The sequence below is a fragment of the Pseudomonas sp. zjy_15 genome (assembly GCF_043101865.1).
Lineage (GTDB): Bacteria > Pseudomonadota > Gammaproteobacteria > Pseudomonadales > Pseudomonadaceae > Aquipseudomonas > Aquipseudomonas putida_Y.
This window is the reverse complement of the sequence record NZ_JBICII010000095.1, coordinates 64131-83196: the sequence shown is the minus strand read 5'-3', so window position 1 is coordinate 83196 and position 19066 is coordinate 64131. Positions and strand designations below refer to the sequence as shown.

Annotated in this window: 11 protein-coding genes and 2 pseudogenes; 9 read left to right on the top strand and 4 right to left on the bottom strand. The window is 57.6% G+C overall.

What is annotated here, in order from left to right:
- Positions 1-474 precede the first annotated feature (474 nt).
- The 8 genes from ACF8EF_RS17220 to ACF8EF_RS17185 all read left to right on the top strand — a co-directional run bounded on the left by ACF8EF_RS17220 (position 475) and on the right by ACF8EF_RS17185 (position 11235).
- Positions 475-1455: an integrase domain-containing protein gene (locus tag ACF8EF_RS17220; protein WP_392529270.1), complete on the top strand. Its 981-nt coding sequence runs from the start codon at positions 475-477 to the stop codon at positions 1453-1455.
- A complete protein-coding gene (locus ACF8EF_RS17215; protein WP_392529268.1) occupies positions 1452-2312 on the top strand; it encodes a hypothetical protein in 861 nt (286 codons plus the stop codon). The genes ACF8EF_RS17220 and ACF8EF_RS17215 overlap by 4 nt, the downstream gene beginning before the upstream one ends.
- 146 nt (positions 2313-2458) lie before the next feature.
- Positions 2459-5935 (top strand): type I restriction-modification system endonuclease, encoded by a 3477-nt coding sequence (gene hsdR, locus ACF8EF_RS17210; RefSeq protein WP_392529266.1) that lies wholly within the window; start codon positions 2459-2461, stop codon positions 5933-5935.
- Between the two features lie 340 nt (positions 5936-6275).
- Positions 6276-7820 carry an N-6 DNA methylase gene (locus tag ACF8EF_RS17205; RefSeq protein WP_392529264.1) on the top strand — a complete coding sequence of 515 codons (1545 nt, stop codon included), beginning with the start codon at positions 6276-6278 and terminating at the stop codon, positions 7818-7820.
- Positions 7813-9174 (top strand): restriction endonuclease subunit S, encoded by a 1362-nt coding sequence (locus tag ACF8EF_RS17200; protein ID WP_392529262.1) that lies wholly within the window; start codon positions 7813-7815, stop codon positions 9172-9174. The genes ACF8EF_RS17205 and ACF8EF_RS17200 overlap by 8 nt, the downstream gene beginning before the upstream one ends.
- A gap of 25 nt (positions 9175-9199) precedes the next feature.
- Entirely contained in the window at positions 9200-10135 is a 936-nt protein-coding gene (locus ACF8EF_RS17195; RefSeq protein WP_392529261.1) for a restriction endonuclease, read from the top strand.
- 521 nt (positions 10136-10656) lie between these two features.
- Entirely contained in the window at positions 10657-10899 is a 243-nt protein-coding gene (locus ACF8EF_RS17190; protein WP_003249899.1) for a hypothetical protein, read from the top strand.
- Between the two features lie 72 nt (positions 10900-10971).
- Positions 10972-11235, top strand: coding sequence for a DUF3077 domain-containing protein (locus ACF8EF_RS17185; protein ID WP_003249898.1), 264 nt, complete (start codon positions 10972-10974; stop codon positions 11233-11235).
- Positions 11236-11274: 39 nt separating this feature from the next.
- On the opposite strand, the pseudogene ACF8EF_RS17180 reads toward ACF8EF_RS17185, so the two are convergent.
- Positions 11275-11781 (bottom strand): annotated as a pseudogene (locus tag ACF8EF_RS17180) (nuclease); the annotation flags it as partial.
- Positions 11782-11786: 5 nt separating this feature from the next.
- Between ACF8EF_RS17180 and ACF8EF_RS17175 the strand changes: the two are divergent.
- Positions 11787-12419, top strand: a pseudogene (locus ACF8EF_RS17175) (WYL domain-containing protein); the annotation flags it as partial.
- A 353-nt stretch (positions 12420-12772) separates the two neighbouring features.
- Here ACF8EF_RS17175 and ACF8EF_RS17170 read toward each other — a convergent pair.
- The 3 genes from ACF8EF_RS17170 to gabP all read right to left on the bottom strand — a co-directional run bounded on the left by ACF8EF_RS17170 (position 12773) and on the right by gabP (position 18486).
- Positions 12773-15166 (bottom strand): TonB-dependent siderophore receptor, encoded by a 2394-nt coding sequence (locus tag ACF8EF_RS17170; protein ID WP_392529259.1) that lies wholly within the window; start codon positions 15164-15166, stop codon positions 12773-12775.
- Between the two features lie 1114 nt (positions 15167-16280).
- The gene (locus ACF8EF_RS17165) at positions 16281-16733 is read right to left on the bottom strand and encodes a hypothetical protein (protein ID WP_392518794.1); all 453 of its coding nucleotides are present in this window, start codon (positions 16731-16733) and stop codon (positions 16281-16283) included.
- Between the two features lie 361 nt (positions 16734-17094).
- Positions 17095-18486, bottom strand: coding sequence for a GABA permease (gene gabP / locus ACF8EF_RS17160; RefSeq protein WP_209963304.1), 1392 nt, complete (start codon positions 18484-18486; stop codon positions 17095-17097).
- Positions 18487-19066 lie beyond the last annotated feature (580 nt).

Here is a 19066-nt window from a genome sequence, read left to right as displayed (position 1 = left end):
CGACTACTGCGCCAACCTGTGCCCGTCTCTTTCTTCTGGAAAGAGACGGGCACTTCTACCACTGCTGCAGCCCTGATCGCACAAGGCTTTGCGGCATTCCCCCTCGTGACAATCGGCGTGACAAACGCCGATGTCACCAGCAACAGCGCTGTAGATGATGGTGCCGCAGACCAAGGAATGGACTGCACCTGACTGACAGTCAGGCATGCCCCGGTCATCGCATTGCTGCTTGCACATGGCTCAGGATCTTCAGGCGCAGGTCTCGTCAGCCAGCGCTGCCTCCACCCGCCCACCGGTAACGGTGCTCAGGAGGCCAGATCATGAGATGCCCTTGCTCCCGGACGTAAGGAGCCGCCAGTCCCGCGCTAGAGGACATTCCCACAGGTCGCAGGGGCCTTGATCCCTGATAACACTCAACATTCTTGGCGGGATGACGTGGGGCGAGGATCAGACCAGGCGATGAGGTGATTCGACATGGCATTGGTGGGTAGACGCGATGGCCGTAATTTCGGCTACGGCAGGCAACTGAGCTACGCAGGGCCGCAGGCGTTGAAAGACATGTTCGGCGGCGGCCACTACGGCACGGTGAAGGCACACTGTGATCGGTGGCAGGCATTCGTCAGATGGTGCCGCTCCGAACAAGGGCCCGGTATCAATGATGCGCGGCACATTGATCGAAAGGTGTTGGCCGACTATGCGGCCTATCTGCGTGACCTGGTTGAGCGCGGTGATCTCGCCGTCAGCACCGCACAAAACCGGCTGTCCAGCGTCAACAGAACCATGGCGGCGCTTCGCGGTGATCAGCATGTGAAATTGCCAAGTCCGAGCAAGGCGTTGAGTATGCAGCGCAGCGGGGTTCGACAGTCAGTGCCTCAGGGCCAAGACCGCCAACAGATTAAGCAGATCGTCGATGCGCTTTGCCGCCATCATCAGCTACGAACTGCTGCGATCGTTCTGTTGGCGAGAGCCACCGGCATGCGCTTGCGTGAGGCTATCTTGGCTGACCTGCCACGGCTAAGCCGTGAGGCTAACGACCTAGGCAGGATCAACATCCAGGACGGCACCAAAGGTGGCCGCGCCGGCGCCTCGGCGCCACGTTGGATTACGGTGGACGACCATGTTCAAGGTGCACTTGGGTTTGCACGGCAGGTGTCGCCTGCGGGTAGCCGCAACCTCATTGCGCCTCACGAGAGCTATCTGAACCTTCTGCAAAAAATCATCCGCCCTGCGCGGGAAATTCTGCATGCACACAACCTCAAAGGCTTTCATGAGCTGCGAGCGGCATACGCATGTGAGCGCTATGAACAAATCACCCAACACCGCGCCCCTATCAACAGTGGTCAGTGTTGCCAGGTAGGCAAGAACCTTGATCGTGAGGCCCGAAGGCAAATCAGCTATGAGCTGGGGCACGGTCGGTTAGATGTAGCCGCTGCCTACGTAGGAGTACGCAGATGAATAAGGTATTCGATATGGAGCTGTTCTTGGCTGGGGTGCTGACGGGCTGGGAAGCAAGGAGAGTGATTGCTGAAATAAAAAAGCACTGGCCGGACTACATGAATGCTCCTCACGGGATATACCCGTTTCCGGACCCTGATACCATTTTCGTGCCAGATCAGGCTGAACTTAGCGAGCATTTCCAACCCTTTTTCGGTATCGATCTCAACTTGGTAAACCCGGATTGGCATGGATATTTGACCATGCTAGGGCCACTGGAGCCGACAGAGCATGAGAGGGTTGGCGAAGCGACCGAGGATACTGATTACCACTCCATTCTTTTGCACACCAACTGGATTGGCTTCAAGGTAGAGGACGGGCGATACCGCCTGATGGGTGACCCACGCTATTTTTTCCTTCATAGGGACAATGAGCATCTGGAAGACCCATATGTAGAGGCTCGCGAGCGCCTAGAATCGCTATATGCGGATCAAAAAGCTGCTTACGCGGCAGCCAAAAAAATGTATCAAGAGACGGGGCGGCTTTTCTCACCATCAGAAGTGGCAGAGAATTACCCCCAGTACGACCTTGAGCGAATCGCGTTTGTCGAGCAGATCGGTGGCGTGGCGGATTTCTCGAAATTCCCCATTTCCAGCCTTATGCTTGGCTATGCGCCGATCGAAAACGGCGGTATCACTGCCGGATACCCTATCAGCCCCGCTGGCCGTCCGTTTCATCATGTAGCCAGTGTACCTGCACACCATTACCAGTACTGGGGCGCAGATCTGATCATGATGTTTTACGAGCCGGAGGAACAGCTCGTGTTGTTTACGTTTTACAGCGAGCGCCGTGAGGGCGATGGAGACGACTTCTATTAGCGGGAGTGGCGGTACGCAGGTTGCGGGCTCAACGAGTGGCCTTCTGCCATGGTCAAAACCGCCTCACCTTGGTTAAGCTACCGCCACCGACGCATCCGCAGAGCGAGATGTGCGCACAGAGTGGCCACGCAAACGAAGGAACGATCATGGCAGCCCGCAGCAACTTCGCCTTTCTTCAGGAACACGACCCTGTTTTCCTTCAGCTTGCGCTCACGGCCGAGCAAGCATTCGCGAGCGACCCAAACACCACTCTGATCAAGTTGCGCCAATTCGGCGAAGCGCTGGCCCAGGATCTAGCCAGCCGCGCGGGTGTCGAATTTGATGCCCGCACCTCCCAGTCCGACTTGCTGTACAAGCTGAGCCGTGAGATTGAGCTGGATCAAAATATTCGCAGCCTATTCCATACCCTGCGAGTGGAAGGAAACAAAGCTACTCACGAGTTTCATACGCAGCATCGTGAGGCCATGGATGGACTGAAAGTGGGACGTGCCCTAGCCATCTGGTACCACCAATCGTTTGGAACAGACAGCCTTACCTTCAAACCGGGCCCTTTCGTCACACCCAGTGACCCAAGCACTTCGCTTCGCGACCTGCAAGGCCAGATTGAACAGTTAAAGGCACAACTCAGCGAGTCTAGCCAGCAACTGGAAACCAATCAGCAACTGGCCACATTGCTCAAACGCGAAGCAGAGGAATACGCAGTCCTCGCCGAGCAGATGGATGCCGAGTCGCGAAACCACAAGCAGTTGGCGGCAGAGCACGAAGCAGCTTTGATCAAACTCCGCGCAGAACATGAGCAAAGTCTTAAGACACTGCAGCAGCAACTCGTCGCGCAGCCACAGGCCAGCAAAGAGGTTACCCAGAAAACCAAGAGGGCCAGCAGCAAGTTCCAACTGTCGGAAGACCTGACGCGGATTCTCATTGACCAACTGTTGAACGATGCAGGATGGGAAGCAGACTCCTTGGAGCTTACCTACAGCAAAGGTGCGCGCCCTGAAAAGGGAAAAAACAAGGCTATCTCTGAATGGCCTACGAGTAGCCCGAAAGCCTGCGCCGACTACATTTTGTTCGCCGGCCTAGTACCCGTCGCGATCGTCGAAGCAAAACGGGAAAGCATAGATGTTGCCGACCGAATAACCCAAGCAGAGCGGTACGCCCGTGACTTCCGGCTTGACGTCGAACATCTGCAACCCTGGCCGCTGGATGGCCAAAACCAGCCATGGAATGATGGAAACGGCAGCCACTTCCAGGTGCCCTTTGCCTTCGCCTGCAATAGCCGCCCTTATATCAAGCAACTAGAAGAAAAGTCCGGCACTTGGTTCCGCGATTTGCGCAGCCCTGCCAACACCCGCCGGGCGCTGCACAACATCCACGCACCAGGCGATCTCCTCGACCTGCTCAAACGCAGCAAGGCAGAAGCCGAGGAAAAGCTGGCAAAGGAAGGTTTTGGCTACCTGAAATTGCGCGGCTACCAAGAGCAAGCCATCATGGCCGTTGAGCAGGCGCTGGCTCGCAATCAACGCAGCTGTCTGCTGGCAATGGCGACAGGCACAGGTAAAACCCGCACCATTATTGGCCTGATGTACCGCTTTCTCAAGGCCGAGCGTTTTAAACGGATTCTCTTTCTGGTCGACCGCAGCGCCTTGGGCCAGCAGGCGATTGACTCATTCAACGACGCTAAGCTGGAGCAGAATCACACACTGGCGCAGATCTACGATATCAACGGGTTGGCCGATATGGCTGCCGCAGCGGAAACCCGCATCCAGGTAGCAACCGTCCAGGCCATGGTTAGCCGGATCTTCCGCTCGGATAACCCACCACCCGTAGGGGAGTTTGACTGCATCATCGTCGACGAGGCCCACCGAGGGTATACGCTCGACCAAGAGATGACCGAGGGAGAATTGGCCATACGTGATGCTAGCCAATATCTTTCGCAGTACCGTCGCGTACTTGACTATTTCGACGCGTGCCGCATCGGCCTTACTGCCACACCGGCAAAACAGACCAGCGAAATTTTTGGCAAACCGGTATTCACTTACAGCTACCGGGAGGCCGTGGCCGACGACTGGCTGATAGACCACGAGCCACCGATTCGCTACGAAACCCAGCTTACTGAAAATGGCATTCATTTTGAAAAAGGTGATTCGGTCAGTGTCATCAACACCCAGACGGGGGAAGTCGATACTGCGGAACTGGAAGATGAGCTCAACTTCAGGACCGAATCCTTCAACCGCAGCGTCATTACACCGGCCTTCGACAAGGTCATCTGCGATGAGCTGGTCAAAGAGCTATATCCCTTCGGCGAAGAAAAGACCATGATCTTTTGCGTCAACCAAGCTCACGCCGTGCGGGTGAAGAATCTGCTGGATGATGCTTTCAAGGACGCATACGGACAGCAATATAATGAAACGTCAGTGCGTATCATTACCGGCCAGAGCGACAACGTTGAACAATTGATTAGCCGTTACAAGAACGAAAAATACCCCAACATCGCTATTACCGTTGACCTGCTGACAACCGGCATCGACGTACCTACTATCTGCAATCTGGTATTCATGCGTCGTGTACGCTCGCGGATCCTCTATGAGCAGATGAAGGGCCGAGCCACCCGGCGCTGTGACGAGATAGGTAAAACAGTATTCCGCATCTATGACCCCGTCGACCTCTATGCCAGCCTTGAAGAGGTCGACACCATGAAGCCATTGGTGAAGAACCCGAATATCTCCCTGGAGCAACTGGTAGGTGAGCTAACCGACGATGCCAGCCACAGCGCCCCGGGCAACCAGGAAGACACCAGCCACGCACATGATGTGCTTGACCAATTGAGCCAAAAGGTCATGCGCATTCTTCGCAAAGCCGAGCACAAAGCCGAGAGCAATCCGGCTATCAGGCAGAAACTCGAGGAGTTGCAGGATGCCTGGGGAGTCGAACCTGGCAAGCTGCATACCCATTTACACGGGCTCGGGCCACAACAGGCTGCTGGCTTCGTTCGTCAACACAGTCAACTGATCGACCAACTGGCGGCTGTCAGCGCCCTACTCGGATCGGAGAGATTCCCGATCATTTCTACGCACGATGACAAACTCACCTTGCGCGAGCAAAGCTATGGCAAGAACCAGAAACCTGCCGACTTTCTGGAAAGCTTCAACGAGTTCATTCACAAGCAACTGAACCAGTCAGTTGCGCTGAGCGTCGTGGTCAACCGCCCCAAGGATTTGACTCGCGAACACTTACGCGAAGTGCGGTTGCTGCTCGATCAGAACGGTTTCAGCGAAGCCAACCTGAAAAGTGCCTGGCGCAACCAGACCAACTACGAAATAGCAGCCAGCATCCTTGGGTACATTCGGCAAGCCGCGATCGGTGAGGCATTACTGCCGTTCGATCAACGCGTGGGAGATGCCATGAGACGAATTTACGCTATGCAGGCCTGGACACATGCGCAACGGAGCTGGCTGGACCGCCTTGCCAGGCAATTGGTGCATGAGGTTGTGCTCGACGCACAGCAAGTCAATGACGCCTTCCGCGAGGACGGCGGTATGAAAGGTCTGGACCGTAACCTTGGTGGCAACCTGGATGTAGTGCTGGAAGCTTTGAACGATAATCTTTGGTCGGCGGCTGGATGATATGATCACTCTGGGCTCGTTCTACGAGCCCTGGCCCCAATCCTCGAGCGTGATAAAAATCCGGGCAGTTCGCTTTCTGCGCCCGCTCCCGATTCGGCCCGCGCAATCGCCTCCCGGCACCTCCATGCAACGCGAGGAAACTTGCTAATCGGTTCAGCCGTGCATATCCTCCCAAGCAATACACCCGCCATGCCTATGGTTGCTTCGGCAGCTACAGGCATATTGAGCGGTTTTTTTTTGCCCGGTAGTTTTTGAGCCCTAAGGTGTCAGTACGCCTGCTCTCAACTTTCCTTCGCATCTGGCGCTCCTCAACGCCCCCCAAAATTTTTTGAGAGTTACCATGACCAATTCCGACATCGTCCAGAAACTCTGGAACCTGTGCGACGTACTGCGCGACGACGGTATCAACTACAGCGATTACGTTACCGAACTGGTGTTGCTGCTGTTCATCAAGATGGAATACGAGCAGGTTCAGAACAACGACAACTTCAGCCACAAGCTACCTGAAGGCGCTCGCTGGCCGGACCTTGCAGGTAAATCCGGGCTAACTCTGCTCAACCATTACCGGCAAATGCTGCTGGACCTGGGCAAGAACAGTGATCCACTGATCGCCGCCATCTATGCCGATGCCCAGACCCGGCTCAAGGAGCCGCGCCATCTGGAGCAACTCATCAGAAGCCTGGATGGCATCGACTGGTTCAGCGCCCGCAAGGACGGCCTTGGCGACCTTTACGAGGGTCTGCTGGAAAAGAATGCCAGTGAAACAAAATCCGGGGCTGGCCAGTACTTCACGCCACGCCCGTTGATCGATAGCATCATTCGCTGCATCCAACCGCAGCCTGGTGAGACCATACAGGACCCGGCCGCCGGGACTGCGGGCTTTTTGATTGCTGCTGACGCCTACATAAAAAGCAAGACTGATCAGCACTACAACCTCGACGCCAAGGCCAGGGCCTTCCAGCGTAACCGTGCCTTTGTTGGTGTAGAACTCGTCCCAGGCACCCGTCGTCTGGCGCTCATGAATACGCTACTGCATGGCATGGAAGGCGACGAAGAGGGTGTGGTGCACCTGGGTAATGCCCTAGGTCAGACAGGTGCTAGCCTGCCCAAGGTTGACGTCATCCTCTCCAACCCGCCGTTCGGCACTGCCAAGGGCGGCGGCGGGCCCACCCGCGACGACCTTACCTACCGAACCAGTAACAAGCAGTTGGCTTTCCTGCAACACATCTACCGTGGCCTCAAGCCTGGTGGTCGCGCCGCCGTGGTGCTGCCGGACAACGTGCTGTTCGAGGCCGGCGTCGGCACCGACGTGCGCCGCGACCTGATGGATAAGTGCAACCTGCATACCATCCTGCGCTTGCCTACTGGCATCTTCTACGCCCAAGGTGTGAAGACCAACGTGCTGTTTTTTCAGAAGGGCACCGTAGAGAACCCGCGCCAGGAAGAAGGCTGCACGAAACGCGTGTGGATCTATGACCTGCGCAGCAATATGCCCAGCTTCGGTAAGCGCACCCCCTTCGGCCCTACCCACCTCAGGCCGTTTGAGGATGCCTATGGCATCGATCCTAACGGCGATAGCCCGCGCGCTGAGAACGTCGAGGGCATTAGCGAGGCCAGCCGCTTCCGCTGCTTTACGCGCGATTACATCCGCAACGAACGTGGTGACTCACTGGACCTCAGTTGGCTAAAGGACAACAGCAGCCTGGATGCCGCCGACATGCCCGCTCCGGAAGTGCTGGCGGGTGAGGCCATGGCTGAACTGACCGAGGCGCTGCATGAGTTGGAAGAACTGATGAAGGCGCTGGGTGCGGGAGATGAGGTGGTGGCGCAGAAGCAGTTGATGGCGCAAGTGATGGGGTTGGAAATAGGTACTGATAATGAGTGAACTGCCAAACAATTGGACAACAGCGCGGCTCGGCGACTTAGCCGAAGATATTAGCTACGGATACACGGCCCCGTCCACAAGAGAGAGGATCGGCCCGCATCTGCTGCGAATCACAGATATTCAAGACAACGAGGTAGTATGGAGCTCCGTTCCATATTGCGAGATAGATTCCGAGCAGGCGAAGAAATATTTACTCAAAGAAAACGACCTTGTGTTTGCGAGAACAGGAGCAACTGTCGGGAAGAGTTTTCTGATTACTGGAGAAATTCCAGATGCAGTTTTTGCTTCTTACTTAATCCGTGTGCGCTGCATTCGACCAGAGGCTGCTTGCTATCTTTCACTTTACTTCCGATCCCAAGATTACTGGCGGCAAATTACGGGGTTCAGCGCAGGAATCGGTCAGCCAAACGTAAACGGTTCAAAGCTCAAAGAGCTAGTCATTCCTCTGCCTCCACTCGCCGAACAAACCCGCATTGCCGCCAAGCTCGACGAACTACTGGCCCAGGTCGATACCCTGAAGGCCCGTATCGACGGCATCCCCGCGCTGCTAAACCGTTTCCGCCAGTCCGTTCTCACCGCCGCTGTTTCTGGGCAACTGACCGAAGAGTGGCGTCAACATGCTGAGAATAAGAGTACGTCTAGCACTGCTCAACTTGGAGCGCTAATTACCGAAATGCGGAATGGAATGTCAGCTAAACCAAACGAAGATGGAAAAGGCCTTCCTATTCTTCGAATCAGCTCAGTTCGGGCCGGCTCAATAGATCAAACAGAAATTCGCTTTCTAGAATGCGACAACAATGAGAGAGAGCGTTACACACTAAAAGTTGGCGACCTTCTCTTCACTCGCTACAACGGGAGTCTCGAACTGGTCGGCGTTTGCGGCCTTGTTCGACAGCTATCTCATAGAGCCCTAATATACCCAGACAAACTTATTCGCGTCCGATGCGACACCAATCTTATTCTGCCCGAGTATTTGGAATTATTTTTTTCGGAAACCTCCACACGTCACCGGGTTATGGACCTTGTTAAGTCAACGTCGGGACAAAAAGGAATATCTGGACAAGATCTCAAGGCAATGGTTGTCACTTACCCTAGCCTGCTTGAGCAAACCGAAATAGCCAGCCGCGTCGAGCAACTGTTCACCATTGCCGATCAGCTAGAAGCCAAGGTCGTCTCGGCAAAAAGCCGCATTGACCACCTAACGCAGGGGATCTTGGCCAAAGCTTTCCGCGGCGAACTGGTGCCGCAAAATCCCAACGACGAGCCGGCCAGCGTTTTACTAGAGCGTATCAAAGCCCAACGCGCCGCCACTCCCAAGGCAAAGCGCGGTCACCGATCCGCTACGTTGAGCTAAGCCTTCATCAGGAATTGAAAGAGCCATGTCCGTCCCCACTTACGACCAGTTCATCGAGCCCATCCTGCGTTTTCTCGCTGACTACCCAGAAGGGGTCACTGCGGGGGAGGCCCACGAAGCAGCCGCCGTGACGCTTGGCCTAAGCGAGGCGCAGCGACAGGAGACCATCGCCAGCGGCCAAGCCACCTACAAGAACCGCTCCGGCTGGGCGCATGATCGGCTGAAACGCGCCGGCTATTCCAGCAGCGCCAAGCGTGGCTATTGGCAACTGACTGACACTGGCCGGGCCTTCGTCCAAGCCAACCCGGCTCCGTTAAGTCCAGAACAGGTCGAGCATTTAGCTGTGAACTTCATGAGCGTGAAATTGAAGACAGCACCGGATGCCGCCTCGCTGGATGAAAGCAACGACACATTAGCGCCTATTACCAAGACAGACCTCGCCACTAGCAGCCCGCAGGAGCGCCTGAACCAAGCCATCTTCGAGCTGCGTACCAGCGTCGCAGGCGACCTGCTGGACAGCCTGCTGCAAGCGAGCCCGACGCGCTTTGAGCGCATCGTACTCGACGTCCTGCACAGCCTCGGCTACGGAGCAAACCGTCAGGCGCTGCAGCAAGTCGGCGGTAGTGGCGACGGCGGCATCGACGGCGTGATCTCGCTGGACGCACTGGGGCTTGAAAAGGTCTATGTGCAAGCCAAGCGCTGGCAGAACACTGTAGGCCGCCCCGATTTGCAGGCGTTCTATGGCGCCTTGGCAGGGCAGAAAGCCAAACGCGGTGTATTCATCACCACCTCCGGCTTCACTGCCCAAGCAGTCGAGTTCGCGCTATCGGTCGAAGGGCTGGTACTGGTCGACGGTAAACGCTTGGTCAATCTGATGTTGGATCACGAGGTTGGTGTCAGCTCGCAGCTTTACAAGGTGGCGAGGCTCGACAGTGATTACTTTGATGAGTCGCTTGGCTGAGCTCAACAGCCACCGCCCATCGGAATCCAGCTCACGCAGCATTCCAGCTGGTATTCCACGCAATTTATATGACCATTAATTAGCCATTATAAACAAGTGCCTATAGAGTTATTTCAGCTCCCCCCGGCTCCACCAAATCCAAAGAAGAAGACGCCCTCGGGCGTCTTTTTTTGTGCCTGGTATTTGGGCGCTGCGGGTCGAAAAAATCGGATTTAACCCCTTTCTTGTAGGGCGTTTCCCAAAGATACTGCCTGCGCCTGTTTTCCGTTGCACACGTTAAATACGGTCTCTAGTCTCGACGTGTCGTTGGCATTCAACGACCGGGTTTAGCCGCCCGCTATCGTCAGACAACACAGCCGTGCAATTCCGAGCAATCGGCATTGGCGCTTTATGGCGGCTGTGCGTGGGGCACCTTCGGGTGCGCCGGGTGCCTGACGTCCCGGTCGGCTAACCCGCGTACAGTTGCCACCTTACTGTTTAGCCGCGGTGGGTGGTTGCTTCACTACGACAGGAGCCACGCCATGCTGAAGATAGTCCCCGACCCACCCCATCACCTCCACTCCCTGGAAGACACGATCATGATGGCCTCGGACTACGCGCTCTGTGCAGAAGCCGTAGCCCAGCAGGCAATACTGATGCAGCCCAAGTCACCCGCATCGGTTTTGATCATGGCCTCGATGCACGAGCTTGAAACCCTGCGGCGGCTACTCGAATCCGCGCTGACGCAAATACAGCAGACAGCCAACCCGCAACCGATGCATTGATTCGCATACCGAGCGGAAAAACTGTGGAAGCCCAGCTTACCGGCGCATCAGCAGAACCAGGGAGATTGAACAATGACAACCGAAGACACCCAATGCACAGTTGGTAAAACCATCTTCTTTCAAGGCGAAAACCAGACCCACCCACTGTTCCGCATCGAAGCCGGCATTCCTTGCCAGAACGCCCGCGAACAGGCCTCGGAACTGATGGGCTACGCGCGGGACCTGACCATCGACGGGCTGATGGAAGACAAGCCCAAGCTGATCTGGGCGGCGCACTACCTCTGTGCTTTGGGCAAAGCGCTACTGGATGATGCAGAACTCGGCATGATGCGTTAAGGCCTGCGTCATCCATTTACGTGGCCGCGATCACACGACCTAGGTGGCGGCCATATCATCGAAATGTGGGAAGCGCTCCTTCAAACGCTCAATCGTAGATCTCCATTTCGGTGTTTTTGGCCGACACACCGTATTCTGATTGCCGAACATCCCAATTTCTCGGACTGCCTGACTGATCGGCACGGTTTGCAACCATTGCACCGGAACGAAGTACTCGCACTGCTCTGGGTCGTCGATGAATGCTGCGTGGTAGCTAGCACGGGATGCCACCTCCAGAACTGGACGCTCCTGGCCATCTTTCATCACTGTAAATTCATTTGCAGGTGCTGCCCCTCCGAGAACCCGGCCAACCCCCACATAACCCTGCTGCGGAATATTTATCCACACACGGTCCCCAGCAGATAGCTGCTGGAGAGTCTTACTGTACCAGGAGCCCCCGCCACCGGAGATAAAGCCGAACTCCACAGCATCCGCCCATGAGCGCGAAACGGAGTCACCGAATGAGCAGTAAAACTCACCATTCCAAGGCTCGCTTTGACCGTAGCTCGCGGTTCATCGACAACAGCGCCAGCGCCTATCTGCACCTGCTGTACCAGAACAATGAGCGCGCCCCGCACATCGACGGGCTGGCACTGGCTTATGCACACACCCGGGTGCTGGAAGTACCCGATCGCCCAATTCGGCCAGAGGTGCTGCGCCCCTTGCTCAAGGCCTGCCGTGAGGGCCTGCGCCTGGAAACCGAATACGTGTCCTTCAACACCCCCAACGTCGAGGTACGCCTGATCGCCCCGCACACGCTGGTGTACACCGGCATGCGCTGGCACGTGCGGGCGTACTGCGAAAAGAACGGCCAGTATCGCGACTTCGTGCTGAGCCGCTTGCGCGGGCAGCCGGACTTGCTCGACGCATCGCCGAACACGCGTGAGCAGGATGAAGACTGGAATGTGGAAGTGCCCGTCATCTTCGAGCCTGATGGGCGGTTGAACGCGGCGCAGAAGGCAATCATCGAAACCGACTTCGGCATGACGGATGGGCAATTGGTGGTACCCAGCCGCAGGGCGTTAGTGAAGTATGTGTTGCAGCGGTATCAGATCGACCACCGCAACATGGCGATACTGCCCGAGGCCCAGCAACTGGTGGTAAGCAACCTCCAGGAACTGCAGCCGTGGTTGATGAAGTACTGACACTTAGCTCTTCGCAGTGTCAACCGAGATAAGCAGCGGGGCTGCGCCAACCTGCTCGGCAAGCTGGCTCCGATCATTATTCTGCTGATGCTGGATGATCCGGAACCAGGCATTACACGCTAGCCCCTGAAAGCCTTGCCCGGGACGAACCTTGGGAGCTGGCCTTCCCGCAAAGAACGCGACCCGGTGTTTGGCACCGGCTGTGCCGGTGTTCGCGGGCACGCCCGCTCCCACAGTGATCGCGCAAACTTTCAGACTTTGAGCAAGGCAAGTTGTCCCTCAGATTTGGCACAACTGTGGGGGCTAACTTACTCGCGAACACCGCCGAAGCCCGTGCCCCCCCCCTACCCGCCTTACCAGCTATAACTCAACTTCGCCGTCACCTCACGCCCCGGGTTGTAGTAATTCGCCGTCCCCGACCCCACCACATGCTGCTCATCGAACAGGTTGCTCACATTCAGCGCCAGGTCGGTCCCTTTGGCGATCTTGTAGTTCAGCGCCGCATCGAACAACGTGGTCCCATCGCTCTTCTTGGTATTGGCAGCATCCATGTAGTACGCCCCCACATACCGCGCGCCCAGGCCGACGCTCACGTCAGTGCCCGGTATGTCGTAGTAGCTCCACAACGATGCGGTGTGTTTGGGCGCAGTGGTGAATTCATTGCCCTTCAAGGAAGAGCCGTCATACAGCGACCCGCGCAGCACTTCGGACTCCATGTAGGAGTAAGCACCAATCACGCTGATGTCTTGCGTGACTTGTGCCTTGGCCTCCAGGTCAAGGCCACGCACGCGTGACTCGCCCACCGTCTGCTGCTCGATGATGCCGCTTGGCAACACCACGGCAATGGTGACGTTCTCCTGGGTCAGGTCATAAACAGCGGCGGAGAAGAGTGCGTCCATGCCCATGGGCGAGTACTTGATGCCCACTTCGTATTGCTTGCCGGTCTGCGGGGTAACGCCCACTTGCGGGGGCGAGACGGACTCCACCATGCTCACGTAGGTAGACACTTCATCGTTGACGATATAGGTCAGTGCCGCGCGGTAGGAGGTTTCGGAGAAGTTGTCCTTTTCCGTCTGCTCGCCACCGATGTATTCCTTGCTCGACAGGTCCATCGAGTCGTTACGCAAGCCTGCGGTCGCAATGACGCGGTCAAAGAACGACAGGTTCTGCTGCAGGAAAACCGCCTTGGTGGTGGCGTCATTCTTTTTGCGGGTATAGGGCGTGATGCCGCCAGGCACGCCGGTGAATACCGGGTTGGCGATGTCGATGGAGGGCGCCAGGCCGTAGACCGAGCTCTGTTTGGTCGTCGAGTCGAGGTACTCGACGCCCACCAGCGTGCTGCTGTCGATGTGCTCGAACTGGGCATCGTACTGCAGCATCAAGTTGCCATTGAGCTGATCGGCATCGCTGTCGGTGCCGAAGACGTAGCGTGGAATGGTGGTGCCAACACGCGAGGCATTGTCGCTCAGGTAAGCGTAGCCAAAGTCATCGGTCAGCTCGCTGTAGCGCAGGTTGCTGCGCAGCACGAAGCCGTTGTCGAAGTCGTGGGTGATGTTGCCGCTGAGGCTGGTGCGCTCGACATCGTGGAAGTTGTAGCTGGGCTCGCCGTAGAAGTCGCTGCGGTCGTATTCCTTGTCCAGCGGGTAGCCACCGCTGTTCGGCGAGCTGTTAGTCTTCAGGTAATCCAGCACCACCGTGGCCGAGGTGAAGTCGGTCGGCGCCCAGGTCAGGCCGCCCATCACGAAGCGGTTGTCGTCCTGGGAGTGGTCGTACTCGCGGTCGCTGTTCTGCATCTTGGCCGTGAAGCGGCCGGCCAGGGTTTGTTCGTCGTTCAGCGCATCGCCTACATCGATCCCGGTTTCGGCATGGTCATAGGAGCCGTAGGTCACGTAGCCTTGGCCAAACTTCTCGAAGCGCGGTTGCTTGGTCACAAAGTTGACCGAGCCACCCGGGTCTGCCGGGCCGAACAGGGTGGAGTTGGCACCCCGCAGAATTTCGATACGCTCGTAGGCGTAAGGGTCTTCGCGCACACCGCGCATCGAGCTGAGGGTCAGGCCGTCTCGGTAGGTGGTGGCCTGGAAGCCTCGGATCAGGAAGTAGTCGTTGCGGTCGTCCGAACCGTAGTAGTCGCTGACCACGCCGGGGGTGTACTGCAGCGCCTCTTCGGTGGTGCTGACGCTGCGCTGCTGCATTTCCTTGTTGGTCACCACAGACACGGACGCGGGCGTGTTGAGGATGCTGGTCGCCACCTTGCCACCTACCCACAGCTCCTTGGCAACCACCGAGTTGGCGTCATCGTCGGCGCTGGCCTTGACCTTGGCATTGATGATGACAGGCGCCAGGCGGTAGTCCTCGGTCGCGCCCAGCTCCAGCGGGCCGGCAGGCTTTGGTTGTGGTATTACCAGGTACGCATTGGGGCCCTGCGGCTCAAACTGCAACTCGGTTCCGCGCAGCAGCGACGACAGTGCCGAGCGTGTATCCAGCGCGCCCTGCACCCCGTTGGTATTGCGGTTGGCCACGTTCTGCGCATCGAACGAAAGGCTGATGCCCGCCTCGCGTGCAAAGCGGTCCAGTGCCGGCGCCAGCGGGCCCGCAGGAATGCTCCATTGCTTGAGCGGGTTGTTGTGATCAGCGCTCAAAGGCTGTGCAAGCGACGGCAGTGCGTAGGTGCTGACTGCCAGCCCCAACAGTGCAGCATGCAGGGCACGACTCAAGGGGTGGCGCTGTGGAACCGGGGTAAAACTCATTCTCTCGCTCCGTGTCGGTGGTCGGCGGGCTGGCCTGTAATCCGGCCTTCTCTACATGCCGAACGAGAATGAGAAAACACCTCATTTATTTTTACACTGGGCATCTTGCGCGAACCACCCGCCTACCCCGATACAAAACCGCGCGGTGGATGGCCTTGCGTTGACCCAATCGTTGCCGGGAATGGACGGCACACGCGCGGCGAAGCGAGCTTGCCCCGATCGACCCGCTTGACCTCAGGGCGCATGGCGTTCTTGGCCATTTCGCCAAATCGTCCCGCAACGCCCAGCGCTACGAGAGGCAGCAATACCCCGCCCAGGTGTGCGCGGCCTTGGTCTGTATGCCTGTCGAGGCCCTGGCTGCTGGCGCCACGAGTCCCCCAACCGCCTCCGACAGCCCCGCCAGCGGAACAGCCAGCACCCTGGCCCCTGAGGCTGATCAATTACATCTGGCGCAATCCCTGTAGCGGCCTTGTGTCGCGCATGTCATTCATGGCGCCGGGGCAGATTCGTCGACATCCTGTTCGGGTGCAGCCGACTGCGCCCGACATGCAGGTTGGAGATTGCATGATCGAGCGACCCGGTATATCCACCATCCAGGCCGCCGCCCGCTCTACCCGTACTCCAGTTATTGTCCATTTCGCCATCTCCCTGGTTCGACGCGTCCCTAAAAAATGCGCCGCTAGATTCTGGTCAATGCCAAACCCGATACTGTCGACCGGGTTCAACGCATGATCTTTACCTCGCTCCCAGCTGCTTGCTGGGCCTCGGCCTGAGGCAAGGCACAATTGCCCAGCCGAGTGCCACGCAGTAACGCCACGCAAACCTGTATGCGCTGAAAGGCGTCACGCCATGAGCTTCAGGACACTGGCTGCAAGTTTCTGAAAACGGTCAAGGACGCCCTGGGTATCCCTGCCCGTTTACGCCAGGTCATCGCCGCCGCCCCCAAGCTACGCATGCAGGTGCATAACACCGCCCGTCATCGCCTCATCACGCATGGTGCGCTGGCAGGTGTGGTCGCAGCGTATCGGTTTCGACCAGGGCAGCGAGCGCAACGGTGAGGTCAGGGGCGGGCGTGGTAGTGACGGCCACTACGAGGGTGAACATCGGCAGATCATCAGCCCTGATTCAACTTCAGAATATGCGTCTTTATGGCCTGCCCGGCGGCATCGACAAGGCTCATATAGAACCCCTTGCCCAGGCCGAGCAACGGTGATCCCTTCAATGATTCAGCCGTTGCCTTCAGCGTGATGACGCCGAACTGCTCTGCGATGGTCTCAATACTGCGCTGGCGCTTCCCAGGCTGGTCGTACGGCTTTTGATACCACGTGGCAATCTGGTACTGGGCGTCCTCTCTTTCGAATGCCGCGTACAAGTGCTGGGCCAGCGCAGTAACCGTTTCACGAATCAGCCCAGGGTCGGTATCGTGATTATTCAGCAATGCCTCGAAAGGGGCATTGGCTACCGCCAGAAGATCTCCGATGGTGTAGCCCGCCATCGGTGGAAACACACCAGGCGGCAACTCGACGGCTGCGCCATTCGCTAAAGTTGAACTGCCTTCGTCGTGCATAAAAAGCTCCTTTCTCTTAGCGCGAAGCGCTCTTGTATCCGTGCAAAGCATCCCTGCACGAGAGTGACGAAACGGTGAAGCGCACCACATACTGCATAAAGTCACCAGGCGCAATATTGGCCGGGTACGCGCCTCTGTCGACAGCCGAACTGTGGGTAAGTACGGCATCACAACTCTCCACGGCTGCCAGGACGGGCAGGATGAGTTTACACGTGGACATGCCAGTTTCCTTACTTGAAAAGTCTGCTGGAGCACACCAGAAGAACTGCCCCATGTCTTGCTGCTGAACCTTCGTCTGGCCCAGAAAAACAAAGGGCACCCATCCTCGGGTGCCCTTTGCCTTACAGCCAGGTGAACTGAATCACCCCATCGATCGCGCGCCCACCGGTTGCGCATGGCCCCTCGCCGTCACGATCCCCAGGAAGGAAATCACGATCGCCAGGCCCAATGTCGAGCTCACTTCCGCCCGATGCTCAGGCGTGTACATCATCACCGCCAGCGCCCCGGCAATGAAGATGATCACCGCCCAGGTCAGGTACGGGAACAGCCACATGCGGAACTTCAGTTCGGTGTTCTCGCGCTCCAGACGGCGGCGCATGCGCAGCTGGGAGATGGCGATAACCATGTACACCAACAGGGCGATGGCGCCGGAGCTGGCCAGCAGGAACTCGAACACGCCCTTGGGTGCGAAGTAGTTGAGGACCGCGATGGCCGCACCGATCAAGGTGCTGCCGAACACTGCAGCACGCGGTACGCCGACCTTGGAGGTCTTGTTGAGGAAGGCCGGGGCGTCACCGCGCTTGGCCAGCGAGAACATCATCCGCGAAGCGATGTAGATCGACGAGTTCATGCAGCTGGTAACGGCTACCAGAACCACCAGGTCGACCATGAATGCCGCGTTGGGGATGTTCATGATTTCCAGCGCACGCTGGTACGAACCCACCACTGCCAGTTGCGGGTCGTTCCACGGCACCACCGAAATGATCACGAAGATCGACAGGATGTAGAAGGTGCTGATACGCCAGATCACCGAGCGAGTGGCCTTGGCAATGTTGCGCGACGGGTCGCTGGACTCGGACGCGGCGATGGTCACCGCCTCGGTGCCGATGAAGCTGAACATCACGGTGATGAACGCCCCCACCACTGCCGACCAGCCATTCGGTGCAAAGCCGCCGTATTCGGCAACCAAGCTGCTCAGGCCACTGACCTCGCGGTTGGGCAGCCAGCCCATCAGCGCGGCAAAGCCCAGGCCGATGAAGCCCAGAATGGCGGTGACTTTGAGGATGGCGAACCAGAACTCGAACTCGCCGTACTTGGCCACGCTGAACAGGTTGGTACCGGCCAGCAGCAACACCGAAGCCAGGGCGAAGATCCAGCTGTCCACCTGCGGGAACCAGGCGTTCAGCACATGCCCGGCGGCCAATGCTTCGATAGGAATGACCAGTACCCAGAACCACCAGTACAACCAGCCGATGGTATAGCCGGCCCAGCGGCCAATGGCCTGGTCGGCATAGGTGGAAAACGATCCGGTGTCGGGGTGTGCCACGGCCATTTCGCCGAGCATGCGCATGACCAGTACCACCAAGGTTCCGGCCACGAAATAGGAAATTATGGTTGCTGGCCCGGCTGCCGCGATGGCATGGCCAGAACCTACGAAAAGTCCGGCGCCGATGATGCCGGCGATGGACAGCATCGTTACGTGACGTGGCTTGAAACCTTGTGCAAGGTTGCCATCAGATCCCACGGTGTTCATTGATGTTGTTCTCTTTTTGCTGACACAAGGAAGGACGGGCAGGCGTAGGCGAAAAATATCTCCTTTGAAATCAATAAGTCGACACGTTACTCGCGCTCTGTTGTTGATCTTTGGAGCGCTTCACAGAGCAACGTGTCAGTGCAGGGCGGGCTTCATTTAATCCCCGCATGGCTGTGGGGAATTACACGAGAACGCCCCGGAACTGTTCGATCACGACAGGGCATTTCCATCAACGCCAAATGTCGCGAATGGCATGTCCGATCGCGCCATAGGCCCAAATGGAGCTTTTGTTTTTCATATGAATGTGTGTTGTCTGTGCCGGCCCTTTCGCGGGTGAACCCGCTCCTACGATGGTACGTGGCGACGGTACCGATTGGTGAATGCGGTGGCGGGTGCGGTGGTGAATGAATGGGGGGATTGGCCGGCAGGTCCGGCCCTTTCGCGGGTGAACCCGCTCCTACGATGGTACGTGGCGACGGTACCGATTGATGAATGCGGTGGCGGCTGCGGTGGTGAATGACTGGGGGGATTGGCCGGCAGGTCCGGCCTATTCGCGGGTGAACCCGCTCCTACGACGGGA

What these genes read in the sequence shown, in the direction of transcription:
- ACF8EF_RS17220 (WP_392529270.1), top strand. Translation starts at nt 475, where the DNA reads ATGGCATTGGTGGGTAGACGCGATGGCCGTAATTTCGGCTACGGCAGG.
- ACF8EF_RS17215 (WP_392529268.1), top strand. Translation starts at nt 1,452, where the DNA reads ATGAATAAGGTATTCGATATGGAGCTGTTCTTGGCTGGGGTGCTGACG.
- hsdR (WP_392529266.1), top strand. Translation starts at nt 2,459, where the DNA reads ATGGCAGCCCGCAGCAACTTCGCCTTTCTTCAGGAACACGACCCTGTT.
- ACF8EF_RS17205 (WP_392529264.1), top strand. Translation starts at nt 6,276, where the DNA reads ATGACCAATTCCGACATCGTCCAGAAACTCTGGAACCTGTGCGACGTA.
- ACF8EF_RS17200 (WP_392529262.1), top strand. Translation starts at nt 7,813, where the DNA reads ATGAGTGAACTGCCAAACAATTGGACAACAGCGCGGCTCGGCGACTTA.
- ACF8EF_RS17195 (WP_392529261.1), top strand. Translation starts at nt 9,200, where the DNA reads ATGTCCGTCCCCACTTACGACCAGTTCATCGAGCCCATCCTGCGTTTT.
- ACF8EF_RS17190 (WP_003249899.1), top strand. Translation starts at nt 10,657, where the DNA reads ATGCTGAAGATAGTCCCCGACCCACCCCATCACCTCCACTCCCTGGAA.
- ACF8EF_RS17185 (WP_003249898.1), top strand. Translation starts at nt 10,972, where the DNA reads ATGACAACCGAAGACACCCAATGCACAGTTGGTAAAACCATCTTCTTT.
- ACF8EF_RS17170 (WP_392529259.1), bottom strand. Translation starts at nt 15,166, where the DNA reads ATGAGTTTTACCCCGGTTCCACAGCGCCACCCCTTGAGTCGTGCCCTG.
- ACF8EF_RS17165 (WP_392518794.1), bottom strand. Translation starts at nt 16,733, where the DNA reads ATGCACGACGAAGGCAGTTCAACTTTAGCGAATGGCGCAGCCGTCGAG.
- gabP (WP_209963304.1), bottom strand. Translation starts at nt 18,486, where the DNA reads ATGAACACCGTGGGATCTGATGGCAACCTTGCACAAGGTTTCAAGCCA.